Annotated in this window: 19 protein-coding genes and 1 tRNA gene; 5 read left to right on the top strand and 15 right to left on the bottom strand. The window is 59.7% G+C overall.

Annotation, left to right across the window (positions count from 1 at the left end):
* The first annotated feature begins 50 nt into the window (after positions 1-50).
* On the top strand, positions 51-362 hold the full coding sequence (locus tag BW989_RS00525) for a hypothetical protein (protein WP_076584563.1): 312 nt from the start codon (positions 51-53) through the stop codon (positions 360-362).
* 18 nt (positions 363-380) lie between these two features.
* Here BW989_RS00525 and BW989_RS00520 read toward each other — a convergent pair whose 3' ends face one another.
* From BW989_RS00520 to BW989_RS00510, 3 genes are all read right to left on the bottom strand, one after another.
* Entirely contained in the window at positions 381-4,364 is a 3,984-nt protein-coding gene (locus BW989_RS00520; RefSeq protein ID WP_076584562.1) for a polysaccharide pyruvyl transferase family protein, read from the bottom strand.
* Positions 4,364-5,755, bottom strand: a complete 1,392-nt coding sequence (locus BW989_RS12535; protein ID WP_076584561.1) for an ABC transporter ATP-binding protein — start codon at positions 5,753-5,755, stop codon at positions 4,364-4,366. The genes BW989_RS00520 and BW989_RS12535 overlap by 1 nt, the downstream gene beginning before the upstream one ends.
* Before the next feature lie 64 nt (positions 5,756-5,819).
* Complete coding sequence (locus BW989_RS00510) at positions 5,820-6,596, bottom strand: ABC transporter permease (protein ID WP_242651193.1); 777 nt, start codon at positions 6,594-6,596, stop codon at positions 5,820-5,822.
* Positions 6,597-6,833: 237 nt separating this feature from the next.
* Between BW989_RS00510 and BW989_RS00505 the strand changes: the two genes are divergently transcribed.
* Entirely contained in the window at positions 6,834-7,979 is a 1,146-nt protein-coding gene (locus BW989_RS00505) for a PilT/PilU family type 4a pilus ATPase (protein ID WP_076584559.1), read from the top strand.
* A 17-nt stretch (positions 7,980-7,996) separates the two neighbouring features.
* Here the strand turns inward: BW989_RS00505 and maiA are convergent, their stop codons facing one another.
* The 6 genes from maiA to rplM all read right to left on the bottom strand — a co-directional run bounded on the left by maiA (position 7,997) and on the right by rplM (position 11,618).
* Complete coding sequence (maiA, locus tag BW989_RS00500) at positions 7,997-8,653, bottom strand: maleylacetoacetate isomerase (protein ID WP_076584558.1); 657 nt, start codon at positions 8,651-8,653, stop codon at positions 7,997-7,999.
* A 10-nt stretch (positions 8,654-8,663) separates the two neighbouring features.
* Positions 8,664-9,653 carry a fumarylacetoacetate hydrolase family protein gene (locus BW989_RS00495; protein WP_076584557.1) on the bottom strand — a complete coding sequence of 330 codons (990 nt, stop codon included), beginning with the start codon at positions 9,651-9,653 and terminating at the stop codon, positions 8,664-8,666.
* A 61-nt stretch (positions 9,654-9,714) separates the two neighbouring features.
* Positions 9,715-10,449: a 2OG-Fe dioxygenase family protein gene (locus BW989_RS00490; protein ID WP_076584556.1), complete on the bottom strand. Its 735-nt coding sequence runs from the start codon at positions 10,447-10,449 to the stop codon at positions 9,715-9,717.
* A gap of 116 nt (positions 10,450-10,565) precedes the next feature.
* Positions 10,566-10,640, bottom strand: a tRNA-Gln gene (locus tag BW989_RS00485).
* A 144-nt stretch (positions 10,641-10,784) separates the two neighbouring features.
* Positions 10,785-11,177, bottom strand: coding sequence for a 30S ribosomal protein S9 (gene rpsI, locus BW989_RS00480; protein WP_076584555.1), 393 nt, complete (start codon positions 11,175-11,177; stop codon positions 10,785-10,787).
* 12 nt (positions 11,178-11,189) lie between these two features.
* On the bottom strand, positions 11,190-11,618 hold the full coding sequence (gene rplM, locus BW989_RS00475; RefSeq protein ID WP_076584554.1) for a 50S ribosomal protein L13: 429 nt from the start codon (positions 11,616-11,618) through the stop codon (positions 11,190-11,192).
* 178 nt (positions 11,619-11,796) lie between these two features.
* Here rplM and coq7 point away from each other — a divergent pair, with 178 nt between their 5' ends.
* A complete protein-coding gene (gene coq7, locus BW989_RS00470; protein ID WP_076584553.1) occupies positions 11,797-12,441 on the top strand; it encodes a 2-polyprenyl-3-methyl-6-methoxy-1,4-benzoquinone monooxygenase in 645 nt (214 codons plus the stop codon).
* Positions 12,442-12,527: 86 nt separating this feature from the next.
* On the opposite strand, the gene speD is transcribed toward coq7, so the two are convergent.
* On the bottom strand, positions 12,528-13,319 hold the full coding sequence (gene speD, locus BW989_RS00465; protein WP_076584552.1) for an adenosylmethionine decarboxylase: 792 nt from the start codon (positions 13,317-13,319) through the stop codon (positions 12,528-12,530).
* A 125-nt stretch (positions 13,320-13,444) separates the two neighbouring features.
* On the opposite strand from speD, the gene crp reads away from it, so the two are divergent.
* Positions 13,445-14,134 (top strand): cAMP-activated global transcriptional regulator CRP, encoded by a 690-nt coding sequence (crp, locus tag BW989_RS00460; RefSeq protein WP_076584551.1) that lies wholly within the window; start codon positions 13,445-13,447, stop codon positions 14,132-14,134.
* Between the two features lie 28 nt (positions 14,135-14,162).
* Complete coding sequence (locus tag BW989_RS00455) at positions 14,163-14,612, top strand: GNAT family N-acetyltransferase (protein ID WP_165688529.1); 450 nt, start codon at positions 14,163-14,165, stop codon at positions 14,610-14,612.
* Between the two features lie 10 nt (positions 14,613-14,622).
* Here the strand turns inward: BW989_RS00455 and BW989_RS00450 are convergent, their stop codons facing one another.
* The 5 genes from BW989_RS00450 to BW989_RS00430 are packed head-to-tail and all read right to left on the bottom strand — an operon-like array spanning position 14,623 to position 21,666.
* Positions 14,623-15,363: a haloacid dehalogenase-like hydrolase gene (locus BW989_RS00450; RefSeq protein ID WP_076584550.1), complete on the bottom strand. Its 741-nt coding sequence runs from the start codon at positions 15,361-15,363 to the stop codon at positions 14,623-14,625.
* Positions 15,360-16,169: an indole-3-glycerol phosphate synthase TrpC gene (gene trpC / locus BW989_RS00445; protein WP_076585214.1), complete on the bottom strand. Its 810-nt coding sequence runs from the start codon at positions 16,167-16,169 to the stop codon at positions 15,360-15,362. The genes BW989_RS00450 and trpC overlap by 4 nt, the downstream gene beginning before the upstream one ends.
* A gap of 30 nt (positions 16,170-16,199) precedes the next feature.
* A complete protein-coding gene (locus BW989_RS00440) occupies positions 16,200-17,984 on the bottom strand; it encodes a Mur ligase family protein (RefSeq protein WP_076585212.1) in 1,785 nt (594 codons plus the stop codon).
* A 13-nt stretch (positions 17,985-17,997) separates the two neighbouring features.
* The gene (cphA, locus tag BW989_RS00435; RefSeq protein WP_076584549.1) at positions 17,998-20,778 is read right to left on the bottom strand and encodes a cyanophycin synthetase; all 2,781 of its coding nucleotides are present in this window, start codon (positions 20,776-20,778) and stop codon (positions 17,998-18,000) included.
* Between the two features lie 42 nt (positions 20,779-20,820).
* Positions 20,821-21,666 carry a cyanophycinase gene (locus tag BW989_RS00430; protein WP_076584548.1) on the bottom strand — a complete coding sequence of 282 codons (846 nt, stop codon included), beginning with the start codon at positions 21,664-21,666 and terminating at the stop codon, positions 20,821-20,823.
* Positions 21,667-21,672 lie beyond the last annotated feature (6 nt).

The raw sequence follows: 21,672 nt of genomic DNA, 5'->3' as shown, positions 1-21,672 counted from the left end.
ATGCTGACTGGCGCAAGGAGATTCCTGTTTTGGCCAGCAAGGTACAGCACATGATTTCGGAGTTTCGTGCCCTAAACAGCTGGAATACCCTCTACATCATGCTTGCCAGTGAGGGCACGGCCGCATCCAGCCTGCCATCTCGGATGCACTCGGCGCTACAAACGCTGCGCGGTCCAGATAGCAAACCGTTTGAACTGATGGTCTGCGTCGAGAATCCCTCGGCTTTGCCGGTCAACATCGACGGGATAACCTACAAAGGCTATGGCAGCGCCGTCGACCATCCCGAATCGCCATGGTATGGCTCGGCCGCGGAATGGGACCATATGCTGGCTGATTATGGCCACAAGATGTTCGACGCATAATTGATCCCACACAGCCCGTTAGGGGTGGGGTGGTGCATCGAAGAAATAGTCCGGATGGTTTGCCTGCCACTTCTTGCCAAAGTAATTCGCGTTGCGACGGAATAGCGCTTGGTAAGACTCATTGCCGGCTGAAGCGCTCGTCGTCTGGTGCGGCTGGTGGCGTACTCCTTGAAGGTCGCGATAAGCAATCTTGCGCCCAGTAGCCTTTATGGACAGCGTGAAGTCGGTGTCTTCGAAGCAAGTCGGGTCGTAGAATTCATCGAAGCCTCCCGTGGCATGGAAAATGTCACGGTGCAGAAACAACCCACCGGAACCAAGATAAGCAATATCGGTACGCACCCCATACTGCTGGTATTCCGCCACATTGGTGCCGCGGGCGGGCATATAGTCCATAATCGGCCCGCCGAAATTATCGTTGCCATCGGCAAACCAGCCGGCAGCCCAACCCACCGCACCGATATCAGGGCGAGCCTCAAGAATCTGTAACGCTTCTTCTATCCCGCCTCGGTTGGTCAACCACTGGTCCGAATCAAAGAAAGCCAAGTAGTCACCACTGGCATGGGCCACGCCCAGATTGCGGCCCGAGCTGCAACCATTGCGGTTGTTGCGTAGCAATTTGACCTGCGGGAAGTGTGCTTCAACGTATTCGGCGCCACCATCGCAACTGTCATTGTCCACGACAATTACTTCGGCCCAAAAGTCTTCGCCATGCCGAAGAAGACTTGTCAGGCAGCGCTCGATAATGGCGCGATTGTTGTGTATCAACACAATCGCGCTCACCTTCTTGCCGACGACAAACCTTGGGGAAGCCAGAGCATCGACGCGCGCACCCCAAGAATTTTCCATGATGAAACGGTCGACGTCCTCGCCGGTCCTTGCTGGGGCTGCACACAGTCGAGCAAACTCTTCAACGCTAGTAGCAATAGACACATTCGGGTAATCCACGACCTCCGGCAAAAGATTTGATATTACCGGCACCCCCATGTAGAGGTATTCGAAGATCTTGATAGGAGACACAGCATCGGAAATATGACCTGGCTTGAATGGAAGCAAGGCAATATCTGCGTGGCGAAGAAAGGCCGGCAGCTCATCGATGTTCTTCGGCCCCAAGAATCTAATATTCTCCGCTACGGTCAGGCCCACGGGTGGATCGCCGATCAGGTAAAACACAGTATCCGGACAGTGGCGTGCAGCAGCGTCCAGCGCCTCCCAGTCGAACCACTCGCCATAAAGAGAGCCAAAGTAAAGTGCTACGCGCTTCTCGGGTTCAAGCTCAGCCGGGCGCTCGTAATGCCGGTACGCATCGAAAATCGATTCATTCGCCGCATTCGGCAAATATAGAGCATCCGCACGTCCACGCGATTTCAACACCCCTTGCAAGACCTTGGCTGTACCTACGACCTTATCGCTACGATCTATGAAGTACTGAAACACCTCCTCGGAAAACCAATCACCACCAAGCGAACTATCCCATGCATCGATCAATTCGAAAACACTGCTCACACCACATCGGCTGCAAATATCTAGCGCACTCTTGAAATCAATATGCGGCAGTTCGAAGATCGCCACGTCACCAGGCTTCGCATCGGCCAAAACATCCTCGACTGTGCTATTTCCCAAAAACGTATGTTCCAGACGCGGGATGCACACCTCGCTTTCAACTTCGACTCCTTCGTGCCACTTACGGTACGCATACACATAGTGGACACGTTCACCCCTCGACAGCAGCACCCGAGCCAGCTGCGCAGCACGTTGGCCACCGCCTATGTCGTCGTAAGGTACGCCTGTAAAGAAAAAAACCTTCCTGCACGAGGTTTCACGCCAATCCCGAATCTCCGGGGCCTGCGATGGTAATGGCGCTTTGCTGTCTGACGCAAAACCATGCGTGGCATTCAGTCTACTGGGGTCAACGGCGACCGGCAGCTGCGGATCATGTGTGGCAAGTGGCATTTCCATGGAATCGCGCTCAGGGCCGAGGCGCCACAAGAACCGCTTAATCGACCGCAGCGGCTGGGTCACGCGCCACGAGGTAGAACCTCGCAACGCAGCATTTCGTTGCCGTTCCTGAGTCAGGAGGTTGTTTCTAAGTTCCAGATCGTGTTGCAACACCTGCATCTTAGACTTCAACCCGTCAGCTTCTAAGCGAATACTTTTGAGCCAAGCCTGATGCTGTAGAAGTTGATCCGTCAGCACACCGCACTCACGCTCACGACGCTGAGAATCTTCTACGTGTCGTTCAAGCCGCTCCTGCTGATCAACTATAAGCGCCTGATGCTCGCGTTCACGGTGCTGAAATTCATCTGAATAACGCTCGAAACGCTTCTGTTCACCAGCTAGAAGCGCCTGATGTTCACGCTCGCGCTGCTGAAAGTCATCTGAATAACGCTCGAAACGTTTCTTTTCATCAGCTAAGAGCGCCTGGTGTTCGCGCTCGCGCTGCTGAAAGTCATCTACGTATCGTTCGAAAAGCCTCTGCTTTTCCCCGATTTCAGCAGCTTGATGAGTAACCAACTCGGCGAGACTAGCGAGCGTCATTTCAAGTTCGTTGCGATTAGAGACACCCGCCGAAATCTGCTGCGCAATTTCTTCTATTGACTTCATCGACTCAGCGACCGCCCTAACCACGCCATCTTGGTACAACTGACTTTTTTCAAGCACTGCCCGTCGTTCGTCCATGTCGTCTAGCTGATACTTAGCGGCCATCTTCAGCAATCTCCATGCGTCGCGTATGTCATGAAAGTCTTCACTGATATTGCCTCCAAAATTGCTCCATGCATTCACCCAGTCAAATCCATCCTTAGCATCCCATCGACGCGCCGGCGACTTCCTAGCTGCGTTAATGGCAGCCCGCAGAACATCTCTATGCCGTTGAGCATCATTAGTCAGCTTCATAACTGTTTCGGAAGACGCGCTAGCCGATCGGCCATCCACATCTTTTAACCATCTTTCAATCTTTCCCATTAAACCCTGCTTGAAGTCGACCTGGGTGAGCCGACAATGATCAAGCACACCAGCCAGCTCAGAGGTGGCAGCCATTTTCTTGTCGTATTCGACAGCCATCACCGGAAGACCCAACTTAAGCCCCACTATCTGTGCATGTAAACGCATTGCCACCAATGCGTCACAGTCATTAATGGCCTGCACGGCCTCTTGCGGCGAATGAAGTTTGCAAACTTCCTGCACAAAGGGGGCAGGAACCATTCCTGTAAGGCGCTCTATCAACGCAAGGTCACTACTGCTGCGTCCTGGAACCTCGTAGGGTTGGAACGGTATCCAGACTAGTTCGTGGCGTTCAGGGTCCAGAGCATGCAACAAGAACTCTACGAGACTCGAACTCCAGTCAAACGCACTCCACTCATGCCAGTCGCGGACCACAATTCCAATCCGGATTCTTTGTCGATCCACACTCGGATTACTGACAGAGAGCGGAAACGCCCATACTGCATCCGGCGCGCATACGACATTGTCACCGCCCCCTAGCATTCGCAATGTCTCCAGCGACTCCCGATCACGAACACTGACAAAATCGAGATTGCGGAGCAACGAGGAAACAATATCTTCAGGATCCCCCGAGGACAGCGGACCGACTCCCTGGGCCCATGCCAGTGTGGTCAAGCCAAACTGCTTCGCCATTAGAGCCGGGCGCACATAGCCCGCTATATCAGGGCGATGGAAGTCGTACAAAGCGGGAACCGTGAAGTCATCGTGCGCCTGCAACAACCCCCCCCCCCCGAGCACAAACAGGTCGCTGTCCTTCATGGCAAGTGCAACGGAGTAGAGGTTATGTCTGTCCACAGCCTCGCAACCATGCATTGCCGTTGTCAGCTTGGGGGCGATACTCATGACCTTGACATCGGCACCTTCAGCTTGAGCCCACATTTTCAATAACGCAAGCAATAGCTCATCGCCGACGTTACCCGCGCCATACCAACCATGAACAAGAAGCTTCACCCGATCAGATTCCCTGCCTGCTGGTTGTAGGCTCGTGCCAACCGCGTCCATCAACACGTTTCCAGCAATGCGAAACGGGGCTCGGCGGCCACCCAACCAGCACCTTGTCCGCGCTGGGGCAGGATATCGATATGCCCCGCATAATCGATACGTGAGTATCGCTTGTACTCACCATCGATGACTCTGCCTGCGCCAAGTGCGAAGACATACCTTCCCCCACACATGTTGGCGCGCAAGCGCCAAACGACCTCATGCACACCAGGCTCGAGCAGGCGACTGTGCATATCCATATTCAAGGTTGTCGTACTCCACAGCGATATGCCATCCACGCTCAATAACTGGATGCCGAAACAGGGGTCGGGTAGCAGCTCCGAAACGGCCCACAGGCACCTTATCTCGAAAACGTCTCGAAAATCGAAATTGACCCGCGCCTCGCCATAGATGTCCGTTATACCCACACTGATCGGATGGATAGCGCTCTGCGACGAGTGACTAGGCAATGGCTTAAGACCTCCCATAGCGCTCGGCATGATCGGTGCGAAGTCGATTGGGTCTAAGTCAGAGACTTTCTGAGTAGACGGGCTGGACATCACCATAGACTCCTCGCCTGGAGTTTTTTCCAGCCTTTGCTCGTCAACGACATTCGGCAACTCCCCCTCTACAGCTTCAAGGGCAACCTTATCCAGTGATCCACTGGTGGGCGCCACAGAGTCTGCGCTCTCTCTTACTGGCGCACTGTAGACCACCCCCCCCTCTTCCTCGACTAAGTCATCCGCATAAAGCTTGACCACTTCACGACAATCGCCGTCCATGACCAATCGGCCCTTTTTGAGGTATATACCCCGGTCGCAGAACTCAATCAGGGCGTTACTTGAATGGGTCACTAACAGGATAGTCACGCCACTCTCCTGCATGGCGCGAATACGACTGAGGCATTTCTGCTGGAACGCGGTGTCACCTACTGCCAACGCCTCGTCAATCACTAGCAGGTCTGGCTGCACGTGAATTGAAGTTGCAAAAGCGAGCCTCACCACCATCCCGCTGGAATAGGTCTTTAATGGCTGATTGACAAAATCGCCAATATCGGCAAAGCGGAGAATATCTTCGTATCTCGCGTCGACTTCTGCTTTGCTGAGCCCGAGGATCGACGCATTGAGATAAATATTTTCGCGCCCGGTAAACTCGGGATTAAAGCCGGAGCCCAGCTCTAGCATGGCTGCAACTCGGCCTTGGGTGGAAACCGTTCCATGAGTGCTGGCCAAGGTGCCGCAGATTATCTGTAGCAGGGTCGATTTTCCGGATCCATTCCGCCCAACAATCCCGACCGTTTCACCACGACCTACACTGAACGATATATCCTGCAGGGCATGAAATTCCTTACCATACTCACGCTCCGGCGATCCAAGCAGACGCGAAACCCCAGCAGACAAGAATTGCTGCAAGCGTTCTCTAGGGCTGGAATAGACTCGATAAGCTTTCGAGAGATTTTGGACCCGAATCAATACTTCAGATGACATCCGCGAAACCACTCTTTGTCGCGTTAAACCAAATATGGCCAAACCACATAATTAGCGCAGAAAGCGCGAAGGCAACCATCCAACCTGCTAGGTCAGGTACCTGTCCCCAAATCAGCACATCCCGCCCCGACTCGATCACCCACGTCAATGGATTGGCATTCATGTAAGGACGAAACCATTCCGGCAAGGCATCAATGGGATAGAAGATCGGACTCAGGAACATCAGCATGGTTACCACAACGCCGACAACTTGGCCGACATCGCGCAAATAGACCGAAAGTGAAGCGAGTACCCAGCTGAGTCCCAAGGTGAACATTATAAGCGGCAGCAGTACGAGCGGAAACAGCAAGGCGGTCCAAGACGGTACGCCGAAAACAATCAAATAGAACAACAACCAGACTAACAGGCTCACCAACAAATGGAACAGTGCCGACAGCATAGAGACCACCGCCAAGGTCTCGAGGGGAAATACTACTTTCTTAACGTAGTTGACGTTTCCCAGCACTAGCACCGGCGCACGGTTGATGCACTCGGAAAAAAAGTTGAAGAAGAGCAGGCCAGTGAATAGGACCAGAGCAAATTCGGCCTTGGACTCAGACCCTCCCTGCCACCTAGCCTTGAACACGACCGAAAAAACGAACGTGTAGATCGCCAGCATCAGGACTGGAGAAAAAAAAGACCAAGCAAGCCCCAAAATCGATCCCTTGTAACGACCGACAACTTCGCGTGAAGCAAGAGCATAAATCAGCCCCCAATTCTCTAGCATGCCACGCATTATTGCGGGTTTATGAGTATTAGAGGAAAGGGGGCTATTGTTCATTAGTGGTAGCACTTCGATTAACCACGGACCCTGTCCGCAAGGGGTATAAGTGTAATCTTGGGAAGGCATTTGAGCTTTACAATCAAGACAACTTCCAGCAACTCTGTCAGGCGACTCTGCGATCAGTTCACGACCACGTCAACTACTTGCAGCCCAGCATTCTGACCATTGAGCACTCATACCATGGACATCGGACACTTCCTAAAACTCATGACAGAGAAGCACGGGTCGGACATGTTCTTGTCCACCGGTGCGCCCATCCACATCAAGGTGGAGGGCAAATTGTACCCGCTCGGGACCACCAACCTCCCCCCCGGACTGGTCGAGCGGATCGCTCATTCATTGATGGACCGGGACCAGATCGAGGCCTTCGAGCGGGACATGGAGCTGAACATGGCCATGGCGATCCAGGATGCCGGCCGGTTCCGCGTCAACGTGTTCAAGCAGCGTGGTGAGGTCGGGATGGTGATCCGCGCGATCCGCACGGACATCCCGAGCATCGAAGACCTGCAACTTCCCCCTGTGCTCAAGGACGTGATCACCTCGCCTCGCGGGCTGGTGCTGGTGGTGGGCTCGACCGGCTCGGGCAAGTCGACCACGCTGGCCTCGATGATCGATCATCGCAACAGCCACATGACCGGTCACATCCTCACCATCGAGGACCCGATCGAATTCCTGCATCGGCACAAGCGTTCGCTGGTCAACCAGCGCGAGGTCGGCATCGACACGCACAGCTTCCACGAGGCGCTCAAGAACGCGATGCGCGAGGCGCCGGACGTAATTCTGATCGGCGAGATCCTGGATGCCGCGACCATGGAGGCCGCCATCACCTTCTCGGAGACGGGCCATCTGTGCCTGGCGACGCTGCACTCCAACAATGCCGACCAGGCGCTGGAGCGCATCCTCAACTTCTTCCCCGAGGCGGCGCACAAGAACGTGCTGATGAACCTCTCATTGAACCTCAACGCCGTGATCTCGCAGCGCCTGGTGAAGGGTGTCGATGGCAAGCGCCTGCCTGCGGTGGAGGTCTTGCTCAACACGCCGATGATCCGCGACCTGATGCGCCGCGGCGAGGTGCACAAGATCAAGCCCGCCATGGAAGAATCGCTCGCCGAAGACATGCAGACCTTCGACCAATCCCTCTTCACGATGTACAAGCAGGGCAAGATCGGGATGGAGGAAGCACTGCGCGCCGCAGATTCACGCGAAGGCTTGGCGCTGAAATTCCGGCTGTCCGAAGGCACCAGCGAAGAGCACGATCCTTACGCCGACGTTTTCAGCAGCAAGACGCCGGGTATCTCGCAAGGCTTCGACGAGACCAATTTCTAGAAGGCCACCCGACGCAGTCATTCGGCGTCGGGCTGGTTCTCCGGACGTGCGCGCTCAAAGGCCGGCAACGCCAGCGCATTCGCCTCGATGCGAATGAGCTCCGGGTAGGCGCTCAGATCGAGATCAAAACGGCGCGCGTTAAAGAGCTGCGGGATGAGGCAGCAATCCGCCATCGTCGGTGATTCACCGTGACAGAATGCACCGGTTTCAGTCGAGTCGGCCAACATCGCCTGCATCGCACTGAAGCCTTCACGCATCCAGTGACGCATCCATTCGTCGATGGCCGGCTGTTCTGTGCCCAGTTCGCGCTTGAGGTACTGCAGTACACGCAAGTTGTTCAGTGGGTGGATGTCGCAGGCAACCAGTTGCGAGAGTGCCCGCACTCGTGCGCGGCCACGCGCGTCGGTGGGGAGTAGCGCCGGCTTCGGCCAACATTCGTCGATGTATTCCAGGATCGCCATCGACTGGGTGATCCTTCGCTCGCCATGCAGCAACGTCGGCACCAACTGTTGGGGATTGAGCGCACGATAGCCATCCGCACGCTGCTCGCCGCCATCACGCACCAGATGCACGGGCTGGATCTTGCAATCCAGCCCCTTCAGGTTCAGGCCGATGCGCACGCGATAAGCGGCGCTGGACCGCCAGTACGAATACAGGGTCAGCGCATCGCTCATCGCATCCTCCTCATGGCGCCGATTGGCGCTCGATCACTTGTTCGATTGCACCGAAAATGCTGTTGCCGTCGCGGTCCAGCATCTCGATGCGCACCGTATCGCCGAAGGACATGAACGGCGTGGATGGCTTGCCGTCACGCAGGGTTTCCACCGTGCGCTGCTCGGCAAAGCAGGACGCGCCGAGGCTGGTGTCCTCGTTGGCGATCGTGCCGGAACCGACGATCGTACCTGCCGACAGCGGACGCGTCTTGGCCGCGTGCGCGACCAGTTGGGCAAAGTTGAATTGCATGTCGACACCCGCTTCCGGCGCGCCGAACCACTTGCCATTGATGTGCGTCAGGAGCGGCAGGTGCACCTTGTCGTCCTGCCAGACATCGCCCAGCTCGTCCGGCGTCACGAACACCGGGCTGAGCGCTGAACGCGGCTTGGACTGCAGGAAGCCGAAGCCCTTGGCGAGCTCCGGCGGGATGAGATTGCGCAAGGACACGTCGTTGATCAGACCGATGAGCTGGATGTGCCTTGATGCCTGATCCGGCGTGACCGCCATCGGCACGTCATCGGTGACCACGACGATCTCGGCCTCAAGGTCGATGCCGTAGTCCTCGCTCACCACTTTCACCGGATCGCGTGGGCCGTAGAAACCGGCGCTCACCGCCTGGTACATCAGCGGATCGACGTAGAAGCTTTCCGGCACTTCGGCGCCACGCGCGCGACGCACGCGCTCGACATGCGGCAGATAGGCGCTGCCATCGACAAATTCATACGCACGCGGAAGGGGCGCGGCGAGCTGCTGCAGATCGATGTCAAAGGCGCCGTCCGCGTTGCCGGCATTCAATGCCTCGTACAGCGCATTGAGACGGGGGGCGATGTTGCTCCAGTCTTCCAATGCCAGCTGCAGGGTGGGCGCGATGCCGCTGGCGCGCACGCCGCGCGACAGGTCACGAGAGACGACGATCAAGGTGCCGTCGCGGCCGCCTTCCTTCAGGGAACCGAGTTTCATCCGATGTCCGTTCGATGGGGAAACATCATTGTCCCATACGCCGTGCGGTGTTCGCGAACGGTCAAGCCTCGTCCTGGAACCCGCCCGCACGATAGGTCAGCACCAAGGTGTCGCGATGCCCGGTCACGCCCTCCTCCTCTGGCTGGATCGGCGTGGATTCGTGGATCACGCGCGGGTCGTCCATCAGCATCAGGCTCCACGGCGCGTCCAGCGTGAAACGCAGACCGGTCGGACCGTCAAACTCGAATACCCGCGTTTCGCCACCCTTGATGTGATGCCGCGCCAGCAGGAATACCGCGACGAAATCGACGCCATCACGATGCGCGCCTTCCGGCGTCGGGCGGCCGATGCCGTCGCCCGTGTCGATGCGGAACTGATGTGCCTCGACCGACCAGCGCTCCGGTCCGCGGACTTGATCGCAGACATGGCCGATCGACGCGATGATGTTGCCCCATGCCGGCTGCGCACGCGTCGCATCGCTCACCGGCTCGAACCAACGCAGCAAGCCCCCGTGCAGCGCGTTGTAGTCCTGCGACTGCCAGTGCGCGCGATGCGGCACATCTTCCAGCACGCCATGCTCCAAGCGATAACTGGCATGGCGTCGATAGCGATAACGCCCACCGTCACGCAGATGCTCGTCGGCCGGCAAGTCATTCCATGAAGGAAGCAAGGCGTCGAGCTCGGCAGCACTGCATCCCACCAATCGCGCAGCATCATCCGGCGCCAGCAGCGCATAACCGCGTGTGCGGATATCCGCGACCATGTTTTCAAGCATCGAGAACGGCGGATGGAACATCGACCAAGCTCCTTGGATGCGACATCACGCGCATCATGGCGTCATGCAGAAACGCGAAAGCCCGCCGAAGCGGGCTTTCTGTGATCGCCCGCAATGACTGCGAAACGATCTGGATGTGGCAGCCCCGGATGGATTCGAACCACCGAATGCCTGAGTCAGAGTCAGGTGCCTTACCGCTTGGCGACGGGGCTATGGAGCAATTATAACGCTGCGCGATTGCCGAGAAAAACACTTCGTTCAATCGCGTAGACAATCGCTCTCTGGCTAGGCGTGGCGGCGAAGCCTGTACTGACAGTACAGGCAAGCTGCCACAACAACGCCAGAGGGCGAGTGGCTTAGCGTTTGGAGAACTGAGTTGCGCGACGTGCCTTGTGCAGACCGACCTTCTTGCGCTCGACTTCACGGGCGTCACGGGTCATCAGGCCCGCCTTGCGCAGCTCGGTCTTCAGGGTTTCGTCGTACTCGACCAGCGCGCGGGCGATGCCGAGGCGGATCGCACCGGCCTGGCCGGTGGTGCCGCCGCCGGAAGCGGTCGCGACGATGTCGAACTTGTCGGTCGACTGGGTCAGTTCAAGCGGCTGACGCACGATCATGCGTGCGGTCTCGCGGCCAAAGAACTCGTCCAGCGGACGACCGTTGACGGTGATGTTGCCAGCACCCTTGCGCAGGAAAACGCGGGCGGTGGAGGATTTGCGACGGCCGGTGCCGTAATTTTGCTGGATTGCCATGATGTGTTCGCCTTAGATATCCAGAACCTGCGGCTGCTGCGCCGCGTGCGGATGCTCGGAGCCCTTGTAGACCTTGAGCTTCTTGAACATCGCGCGACCGAGCGGGTTCTTGGGCAGCATGCCCTTGACGGCGATCTCGATGACGCGTTCGGGGTGACGCTCCAGCGCTTCGGCCAGGGTCTCGGTCTTCAGGTTGCCGATGTAGCCGGTGAAGCGGTGGTACTTCTTGTCCGACAGCTTCTTGCCGGTGACGACGATCTTCTCGGCGTTGATCACGACCATGTAATCGCCTGCATCGACGTGCGGCGTGTAGATCGGCTTGTGCTTGCCGCGGAGGCGGTGTGCCAGTTCGGCGGAGAGACGACCGAGGGTCTTGCCTTCGGCGTCGACGATGTACCAGTCGCGCTGGACGGTCTCGTTCTTGGCGGTATAGGTCTTCATAAATGCTGCTCTGAGGTGCCTGGTCGGGGTGGTTGCGCGGGTCTGATGCCCACGGAACTTCGCCACGCGTTGTGGTGTTGCGGAAACAAAGAAGCGGGATTGTAGCCCCCAGCACTCCCGCGCGCAAGCCGAGCCCATCACCACCTCCCCCGGCTTGGGGATGCCTCAGAATAGGAGGATGGAGACCCTTCGCCACCTCACCCCGCTGGATCGCCTGTTGGCCGGCGCCCAGAACGCCCTGGAAACCGTGCTGGGCCGCCCTGTCGCGGAGCGCCCCAACCCCGGCCAGCCGCAGCCGGACGTGGTCATGGACGAGGCCGGCCGCCGCCACGCCGCGGGCCTGATGCGGATCAACCACGTGGGCGAGGTGTGCGCGCAGGCGCTGTACGTGGGGCAGGCCACGGTGGCGCGTGACCCGGCCACACGCGCCCAGCTGCTGCACGCCGCGCAGGAAGAAACCGACCATCTGGCCTGGTGCGCCGACCGGCTGGCCGAGCTGGACAGCCGCCCGAGCCTCCTCAACCCATTCTGGTACGGCGGCAGCTTCGCGATCGGGGCGCTGGCCGGGCTGCGCGGCGATGGCTGGAATTTGGGGTTCGTCGTCGAGACCGAGCGTCAGGTCGAGGCCCACCTCGACGAGCATCTGGAGGACCTCCCCGCCGAGGACCTGCGCAGCCGCGCCATCCTGACCCAAATGAAGATGGATGAAGCCCGTCATGCGGACCAGGCGGAGGCCGCCGGTGCGCGTACGCTGCCCTTCCCCATCCCCGGCGTGATGTCGATGGCATCAAAGGTGATGAAGACCGTCGCCTACCGGATCTGACTGCCGCCCGAGCGAGGCGATATCGACTCACCCGCCAATAAAAAGGCCGCCCTCGGGCGGCCTTTGCATATCGAAATGCAACCGAATCAATCGGCCAGGTTGCGACCCTGGTAGAGCTCTTCGATCTCGCGCTTGAGGCGCTGCTCGATCTTCATGCGGTCCTTGAACGACAGGTTCTTCGCCTTCTCTTCAAACAAATAGTTGTCGAGGTCGAAATCCTTCAGGTGCATCTTGGTGTGGAACAGGTTTTCCTGGTAGACGTTCACGTCGAGCATCTCGTAGCGCGACTTGATGTTCTTGGCCAAGTAATCCTGGATCGAATTGATCTTGTGGTCGATGTAGTGCTTCTTGCCCTTCACGTCGCGGGTGAAGCCGCGCACACGGTAATCCATGATCACGATGTCGCTTTCCAGTGACTCGATCAGGTAATTCAACGCTTTCAGCGGCGAAATCACGCCGCAGGTCGACACGTCGATATCCGCGCGGAAGGTCGCGATGCCATTGTCCGGGTGCGTTTCCGGATAGGTGTGCACGGTGATGTGCGACTTGTCGAGATGCGCGACGACGGCGTCGGAAATCACACCCTTGGCATCGGCCTTGTCGATGACCGGCTGCTCGGAGATCAGGATCGTCACCGACGCACCTTGGGGATCGTAGTCCTGGCGCGCGATGTTGAGGATGTTCGCGCCGATGATCTCGGCCACATCGGTCAGGATCTGGGTCAGACGGTCGGCGTTGTACTCTTCATCGATGTATTCGATGTAGCGCTGGCGCTCGTCTTCGGACACGGCGTAGCAGACGTCGTAGATGTTGAACGAAAGCGATTTGGTGAGGTTGTTGAAACCTTGCAGCTTCAAACGCGGCAACGGCTTGACCACGGCGGAACTCCAGGGGGACGCGAGCTGGGCATTATGAAGCATCCCCCGCCCGCCCGCGTGACCGGCCGTTTGCCGTGCCGCCCCCGAGCGCCTAAGCTTGGTGGCTTCCCCCGAACGGCCATGCGATGAATCTCCCCGCATCCCTGAACCTAGCGCTGCGCCGCCAGACAGGCACGCTTGCGCCCGATGGCCCGACCATCGAACGGTTTCTGCAGTACACACAGCGCCGACGCTACCCTTCGCGCGCGGACATCTTTCGTCCAGGCGATGCGGCAGGCACGCTTTATTACGTCATCGACGGCTCGGTCAGCATCCTGGCCGAGGAAGATGACAACCGCGAATTGATCCTGGGCTACTTCGGCCCGGGCGAGTTCGTCGGCGAAATGGGCCTGTTCGGCGCCTTTGCCGAGCAACGCGAAGTCACCCTGCGCACACGTAGCGCCTGCGAGCTGGCTGAAATCGGCTGCGAACAGCTGCTGCAGCTGATGTCCGGCCCGTTGGCTGCCGACGCGCCGCGCCTGCTGTACGGCATCGGCGGCCAATTGGCTCGCCGCCTGCGTGACACCAGCCGCAAGGCCAGCCGCCTCGCCTTCCTCGACGTCACCGACCGCATCACCCGCACCCTGCACGACTTGGCCGAAGAACCCGATGCCATGAGTCATCCGCAGGGCACCCAGCTGCGCATCTCCCGCCAGGAGCTGGCGCGACTGGTCGGCTGCTCGCGTGAAATGGCTGGCCGCGTGCTGAAGAAGCTGCAGGCCGATGGCAAGTTGCACGCCCGCGGCAAGACCCTGGTGCTGTACGGCACCCGCTGAGCCGCGACAACCACGAACGGAGTCTGGGATGCATGAGCCGATGGACAACGTGGATCTGCGCAGCGCCTCGCTGATGGATGCCGATGATGTCGCCGTGCTGCTGTCCACTCTCGGCTATCCATGTGATCGCGAAGACGCCAGCGAGCGCATCCACGCGATCATCGCCAATGACCGTCAGGCCTTGGTGCTGGCGCGTTTGGACGGCATGGTCTCGGGCCTGATCGCGCTCGACTTCATGTATTACTTGCCGCTCGGCACCACCACCTGCCGCATCACCGCGATGGTGGTCACACCCGAAGCGCAAGGCCGCGGCTTGGGCCGGCAACTGCTCCGCGAGGCCGAGCGGCGTGCGCGTGTCGGCGGTGCGGCGCGCCTGGAAATAACTAGCGGCTCACAGCGCTCGGATGCGCACGCGTTCTATCGCGCCTGCGGATATAGCGACGGAACGCTTCGCTTCGTCAAACACCTGGGTTGCTGATTGCCCGACTTCAGGACGCGACTGGCTCGCCTGCGCGATCCACACAACCCCAATTGAGAATCGGTGTACCCGCCGGCAATACCTTGCGGAACATCTCGACCCGCTCCGCTTTCGGATTCACGACCACGGGCGCTATGGCCGCTTTCAGCAACGGTAGGTCTGCGCTGCTGTCGCTGTAAGCGCGCTGGATGGGCTGGATGTAGCCAGCCTCGCGGATCATCGTTACTTTCATCTCGTAGTGGCAATGACGGACCGCACCAATGGCACCGAACCTGGGGCCTACCAGGGTGCCGATCACCGGCACGTCTTCGTGGGCGACGAAGGCGAGGATCGCACGGGCCAATTCCGGTGGCGCGCCTGTGGCGACGATCACGCAATCACCGGCCTCGCGATGTTGGTGGAAGACCTGCAGCGCGACGGGCAACAACTTTGCCCTCAGCGTTGCCTCGTTGGCGACGACATAGCGATCGATCAAATCATCCAGATCGCGACGACGATGCAAACCGATGGTCCCGACCCATACAAAGGCGGAGATGCCGCGTCGGCGCGTCGGCAGGAAGGCGATCATCGTTCCAAACACGGGCGTGATCAGCAGCGCCAACAACACCCGCCACCAGTCACGCTTGATCAACCACTTGAAGAGATGCGTGCCCGAATCCCCGTCATAAAGCGTGTGATCGAAGTCGAATACGACCAGCGGGCCATCGGCGCGGGGCGCGCTGTAACGGGGCGCAGGCGACTCGGGATTCATGCGCCGGAGAATAGCGCGGACAGTGCAGCGCCCGGATCATCGGCGCGCATGAAGGCTTCGCCGACCAAGAAGGCATCGACATCGGCATCACGCATCCTCGCCACGTCTTCGCGGGTGTGGATGCCGCTTTCAGTTACCAGCAAGCGACCTTCCGGGATGCGATCGAGCAAGTCGAGCGTGACGTCCAGCGATACCGAGAAGTCGCGCAGGTTGCGGTTGTTGATGCCAATGAGCGGCTTGCGCGCCCCCAGCCCTGGCACGGCGAGCGCACGTTCGAGCTCGTCACTGTCGTGCGATTCGATCAACACATCCATGCCCAGCGCCAACGCGCGACTGGCCAAGTGATGCATGGCGACGTCATCCAGCGCTGCGACGATCAATAGGATGCAATCCGCGCCCAAGACTCTCGCCTCGACCACCTGGTAAGGGTCGATCACAAAATCCTTGCGCAACACCGGCAGACTGCATGCACCACGCGCCTGCTGCAAATAGACATCGGCACCCTGGAAGTAATCAACATCGGTCAAGACAGACAAACAAGCCGCACCACCTGCCTCATAGCTGGCGGCAATGGCGGCCGGATCGAAATTTTCGCGAATGACGCCCTTGGACGGACTGGCCTTCTTCACTTCGGCGATCACGGCTGGCTGCTTGGCATCGATCTTGGCGCGCATCGCGCCCACGAAATCCCGGACGGCCGGCGCATCAACCAAACGCTCTTCCAATGCCGAAAGCGGTGTCACCGCACTGCGTTCGGCTACTTCCTCGCGCTTGCGATCTAGGATTTTGTTCAGGACGTCTTGCATGGCTTCCGGCATTTCATCGGGGCGGTCATTCTAGTCGAGGTGGTTGGCCATATCTGGCAGCGCATCTCCCGCACGCCAGCCTTCGCCTTGCAGGCGATCCAGCAAGGCGACCACGGCATCGCGACGTGATGGCTCATGCACCGGCAGTACCAACAAGTCACCGGGCCGCGCCCAAACCAATGCCTGGCGCGATGCCTCGGCTTCATCCAGGCACAAAGGCAATGCGTCCTCATCGAGGCCTGCATCGAGCAAAGCATCACGGATGATGGACGCAACCTGACCAGACGTTTTGCCACGCAAATAGTCGCCCCCAATATCCTTCAGCCAGACACGGTCCGGCCTTGCCTCTGCCGCAACCGCCGCCAATGCGCGGAAGTCTTCTTCCAATCGGTTGCCTGCATGGCCCAGCAATAATGCCAAGCGACCATGGCTGCGCAAGCCTTCGGCCACCTGCAACAGGCCACGCAGGCCATCCGGGTTGTGGGCGTAGTCGAGCAGCACTTGCACATCGCCCAAGAACCAACGCTGCAGGCGACCGGGGTTGTCTGCATTGGAGGCGCCGAATCGTTTCAGTACGGATGCGATGGTCGCGGGTGCGATGCCAAGCGCCTGCGCGGCTAGGCTTGCCGCTGCAATATTGGCGATGTTGTAACGCGCGCTGCCGCCGAGCGTGAGCGGCATGGCAGCCACCTCGCCCAGATCATGTTCGATACCGTCGATGGCGAGGATCAGGCGACCTTCGCGCACGCCACATGCGGTGCTGCTGCGGGCCACCGCATCCATCAAATCGAAGGCGAACCAGGCGATGCGTGACTTGCCGGTCGATGCCGCATGTTTCACCAACTGCGGATCATCCGCGTTCAGCACCAGCAGGCCGTCTGGCGCCAGTGACTTGGCCACCACCAGCTTGACCGCAGCGATGTGATCCAAGGTGTGGATGCCGTATTCGCCGAAGTGATCGGCGCTGATATTCGTGACGACGGCGACGCGTGCATCCTTCGCCACCAGGCCACGGCGCAACATCCCGCCTCGCGCAGTTTCGAGCACGGCGACTTGCACGCGCGCGTCACGCAAGACCGTGCGCGCGCCCACCGGGCCGGAATAATCACCGGCCTCGACCCGCTCGCCATCGATGAACAAGCCATCGGTGCTGCTGTATCCCGCGCGCTGGCCGTGCGCACCCAACATCGCGGCGAGCAGGCGCACGGTGGTGGTCTTGCCGTTGGAGCCAGTGATGACCGCTTTCGGGATCGCGTTCAACGGCGACCATGGCACCTCGCCTGCATCAGGCAATGCATCGATGGCCCAGGTCTGCGAATGCTCGCCTTCGCCGATCGACAAGGCATCATCATCGACATGCGCGGGCACCGCGTGCTGCTGGGCGGCGCGTATCAAGTCCATCACACGCGGCTTCGCTTCCGCATCGGCCAAGGCCTTCAGCTGTCGCAGCGCTTCATCTTCATCAAAATGGGCGATGTGCGCGCGTGGTGTTTCGCTGTCATCGTTCACCGGCGTGTCATCGGCACGTTGGCCCAACGCGGCGTATAGCGCCCATTCGTTGGCTTCGGCGGCGGTGTAGAGCTGGTCGATAGGCGCTTCATAGGCGAGTGAAGCCCCGGTGGCGTGCTCACGCACGACGGTGGCGCCCTCCGGCCAACCAAGCACGTCACGAAGACGTGCGATGTTGCTGCGCCAGCGCACCAATGTCTTCGCGTCGAACACTAGTCCGGGCGCTGTTTCCAAGGCCGCGCCGGCGCGATCGAAATACAGATTGGCGCCAGTCAACCGGCGTGAATCCTCGAAGGGTTCGTTCACGTGCTGTCCCGGCTCAATCGCTTTCTTCGCGCTCGAAGCGCAGGCCGCGCTCATCCCGCACCACGCCTTCCATCGCAGCGACGAGCTGTTCGTCCAGCGTGGTCTCAAGCTCAGGCACTTCGCTGCGCAATGGCGCCTGCGGCATGTCGCCATCGGGCTTGAAGCGGATGATCTGTTTCCACGAGCGCGTCAGCGCATCGGCGAACACGAGCACCAGATCACCTGACTGGCCCATGCGCAGCGCGGCATCGATCGCCTGCTGTTCATCGGGGATGATGCTGATCGCGCTTTCATCAACGCCCGCATCGCGCAGGGCCTTGGCGATGATGCGCGGCACTTCGTCGCCATCACGTCCTCGCAGAGCGTCATCGCGCCGAACCACGTAATGATCAAACTTGCCAGCGACCACATTCGCGATTTCGCGCAGGTCTTCGTCGCGACGATCGCCTGGGCCGGCCACCACCACGATACGACGATTCGCATCCAGCCGCTGCGCGAGGTCTGCCATCACAATCACGGCGTGTGCGTTGTGCGCGTAGTCCATCACCACCTTGAACGGATGTTCGTTGTAGACGTTCATCCGACCCGGCGCTTGGAAGAAGGTCGTGTCGAAAGTGCGCAAGCCATGGCGAATCGCGTCGAGCTTGATGCCCATCGAGAACGCCATCGATGCGGCCACCATCGCGTTCTGCACGTTGTGCATCGCGCGGCCTTCGAGCGTCGCAGGGATCAGGTGCGTCCACATCAACGGGATGTGGCTGCCCTTGTCGTACAGGGTGATCATGTGGCCATTGACGCCGTTCTCGAGCGCACACGCGCGCCCACCCGCGCGGACATGCTCGCGCACCAACGGGTGCGAGGGATTCATCGTGACGTAACAGATCACTTTCGCATCGGTGTAGGCCGACATCTTGAGCACGTTCGGGTCGTCGGCATTCAGCACCGCGCACTCCTTCGCGACTTCCACCACGATGCGCTTGATCTCAGCCAGTTGCTCCAGCGTGTCGATGCCCTTCAAACCGAGATGGTCCGAGGCGACGTTGATGACCGCGCCGACATCCACTTCCGCCACGCCCATACCTGCGCGCAGCAACCCGCCACGTGCAGTTTCCAGCACGGCAAGATCGATCTGCGGATCGGCCAGCACCATGCGCGCGGACACAGGCCCGGTCATGTCGCCTTCCACTGTGCGTTGGCCGTCGATGTAGACGCCATCAGTGGTAGTGAGCCCCGGTGTGTAACCCGCCATCTTGGCGATATGCGCCAGCATGCGGGCAGTGGTGGTCTTGCCATTGGTGCCGGTGACCGCAGCGATCGGCACACGCGATGGCGTGCCCGACGGAAACAACATGTCGATGACCGGACCGGCGGCGTCACGCGGCGTGCCTTCGCTGGGCGCGATGTGCATGCGGAAGCCGGGCGCAGCGTTCACTTCGCAAATGCCGCCGCCAATTGCCTTGTAACTCTCTGCGATATTGGTAGTGAGGAAGTCCACGCCGCCGACATCCAGGCCAATCGCCCGCACCGCACGCTCGGCCATTGCGCGGTTGTCCGGATGGATGATGTCAGTGACATCGGTGGCGGTGCCGCCCGTGGACAAATTCGCGGTGGAGCGCAGCGGCACCACTTCGCCTGCCTTCGGCACCGAATCGGCGGTATAGCCCATGCGCTCAAGCATCAGCTCGGCTTCGCGATCAAGCTTGAGTTTCGTCAGGACTTTCTCGTGGCCCACGCCGCGACGCGGGTCGTCGTTAACGATGTCGACCAACTCGGCCACGGTTTTTTTCCCGTCACCCACGACATGACCGGGCGTGCGGCGGGTGGCGGCCACAAGCTCACCGTTCACGACCAACAGACGATGATCGTCACCAGCGAGGTATGTCTCCACGATCACCGACCGCGAATGTTCGCGCGCTGCATCGAAGGCCGCACGGATGTCATCGTCTTCGCTGATATTGATGGTGATGCCGCGCCCATGGTTGCCGTTATACGGCTTCAGCACGACGTTGCCTCCCAACTTGCGCGCCGCACGCAGCGCATCGGTCTGGCTGGTCACCAACACCTGGCGCGGCACAGGCAGACCTAACGAGGCGAGGATCTTGTTAGTTTCTTCCTTGTCACTGGCGAGCTCGACCGAAATATGCGGCGTGCGCCCGGTCACGGTCGCCTGGATACGCTGCTGGTACTTGCCATGACCGAGCTGCACCAGGGATTGCTCGTTCAAACGCAGCCATGGAATGCCGCGCTCTTCTGCCGCACGCACTAGCGACATGGTCGATGGGCCCAGTGCACGGCGCTGTGCATAGCGGATGAAGCTGTCACGTTCTTCTTGCCAGTTCCACTCGTCCTTGGTGGCGCTGCGTAGCTCCGCCGGCAGCAAGGAGTCCAGCAACTTGAGCGCCAGCTCACCAGCGGCGATGCCCTCCTCGCGCTGCGCGTATTCGTATACGACCGAATACACGCCGGGACGGTCGTCGGAAATACTGCGCGTCTTGCCGAAGGTGACATCCTCGCCCGCAACGTTCTGTAATTCGATGGCGACATGCTCCAACACATGACCCAACCACGTGCCCTCGCCTTCGCGCATGCGTCGGATGAACCCGCCCGGCTCACGATACGAACAACCATGCTCGGCCAAGCCCGGCAGCGCTTCGACCAGCGCATCGACAAAGCCGTTACCCAATCTTGCGGTTGGCCATTCCTCTAGCGCGCCGAGATCAAGCTCGAGGCGGATGACCGGAAACTTCGCGTATTGCGAGGGCCCGACATAGACATTGCGATTCAGTACCCGCATCAAGCTCTCCCGCTCAGTTGTTCTAACGATTGGCGATGACGATCATTCCTTCACTGGCGACAGCGAGCCGGCCGATGCCTTTCGCGTACCCAGGTTAAAACTGGCACCCGCGGTCAAGATGTGAATCTGCACGCCCAGCATGCAGACCGGCGCATCGCCGCTGACTTGCGCCATGGACGAAAATTGCAGGTCATCGGCATCGATCACGGTCACCGCACCACTGCCTTCCACTTCGATCACGTTGTCCGGGCCGAGCAGGGCCGCGGTGTCTTCATCCACGCCCAAGCCGATGGCAAACGGGTTGTAAGCCAACGCCGCCAGCAGACGCCCCAAGCGGTCACGCTGGCGAAAGTGCTGGTCGATGACGACGCGGTTGGTCAGGCCGAGGCCTGGTGCCAGTCTTACGCTGTTCGCATGTGGGGTGCCGTTGTCGCTGTCTCCACCCGCGATCATGTGCTCGCTCAAGATGCCCGCACCCGCGCTGGTGCCGCCAACGGGAATGCCTCGTGCATTGCTGGCACGAATCGCCTGCGCGATCGGAGTACCGCCGAGAATCGTGGATAGCCGCAATTGATTGCCACCGGTGATGAAGATGCCATCGGCCTGCTCGATCGCTGCCACCCGGTTGCGCTCGTGGGCGTCACGTCGCGTATCGAAATCCAGCACGCTGACATTGGCTGCCCCCATGTCAGCAAACAATTGTTCGTAGCGATCACCGGTCTCGACCAGCTTGCTGGCCGTCGGGATCACCGCGATATCGGCCCCTTTGCCGCCGCACAGCTCGAAGAACCGGCGCAGCACGCGCATGTCCAATTCTTTGTCTTCCGCCCCGCCGATGGGAACGATCCAGCCGCGTTGTTCACCATCAGCTACCTTGCTGGGACACATGTACTG

Origin of the sequence: Solilutibacter tolerans, from assembly GCF_900155935.1 — a bacterium.
In the GTDB taxonomy this organism is placed as follows: Bacteria; Pseudomonadota; Gammaproteobacteria; order Xanthomonadales; family Xanthomonadaceae; genus Solilutibacter; species Solilutibacter tolerans.
The sequence above is the reverse complement of the archived record's forward strand: the minus strand, read 5'-3'. Positions and strand labels throughout refer to the sequence as shown.

Coding starts and splice junctions, on each gene's coding strand:
- BW989_RS00525 (WP_076584563.1), top strand. CDS start 51: ATGATTTCGGAGTTTCGTGCCCTAAACAGCTGGAATACCCTCTACATC.
- BW989_RS00520 (WP_076584562.1), bottom strand. CDS start 4,364: ATGGACGCGGTTGGCACGAGCCTACAACCAGCAGGCAGGGAATCTGAT.
- BW989_RS00510 (WP_242651193.1), bottom strand. CDS start 6,596: ATGCTAGAGAATTGGGGGCTGATTTATGCTCTTGCTTCACGCGAAGTT.
- BW989_RS00505 (WP_076584559.1), top strand. CDS start 6,834: ATGGACATCGGACACTTCCTAAAACTCATGACAGAGAAGCACGGGTCG.
- maiA (WP_076584558.1), bottom strand. CDS start 8,653: ATGAGCGATGCGCTGACCCTGTATTCGTACTGGCGGTCCAGCGCCGCT.
- BW989_RS00495 (WP_076584557.1), bottom strand. CDS start 9,653: ATGAAACTCGGTTCCCTGAAGGAAGGCGGCCGCGACGGCACCTTGATC.
- BW989_RS00490 (WP_076584556.1), bottom strand. CDS start 10,449: ATGTTCCATCCGCCGTTCTCGATGCTTGAAAACATGGTCGCGGATATC.
- rpsI (WP_076584555.1), bottom strand. CDS start 11,177: ATGGCAATCCAGCAAAATTACGGCACCGGCCGTCGCAAATCCTCCACC.
- rplM (WP_076584554.1), bottom strand. CDS start 11,618: ATGAAGACCTATACCGCCAAGAACGAGACCGTCCAGCGCGACTGGTAC.
- coq7 (WP_076584553.1), top strand. CDS start 11,797: ATGGAGACCCTTCGCCACCTCACCCCGCTGGATCGCCTGTTGGCCGGC.
- crp (WP_076584551.1), top strand. CDS start 13,445: ATGAATCTCCCCGCATCCCTGAACCTAGCGCTGCGCCGCCAGACAGGC.
- BW989_RS00455 (WP_165688529.1), top strand. CDS start 14,163: ATGCATGAGCCGATGGACAACGTGGATCTGCGCAGCGCCTCGCTGATG.
- BW989_RS00450 (WP_076584550.1), bottom strand. CDS start 15,363: ATGAATCCCGAGTCGCCTGCGCCCCGTTACAGCGCGCCCCGCGCCGAT.
- trpC (WP_076585214.1), bottom strand. CDS start 16,169: ATGCAAGACGTCCTGAACAAAATCCTAGATCGCAAGCGCGAGGAAGTA.
- cphA (WP_076584549.1), bottom strand. CDS start 20,778: ATGCGGGTACTGAATCGCAATGTCTATGTCGGGCCCTCGCAATACGCG.
- BW989_RS00430 (WP_076584548.1), bottom strand. CDS start 21,666: ATGTGTCCCAGCAAGGTAGCTGATGGTGAACAACGCGGCTGGATCGTT.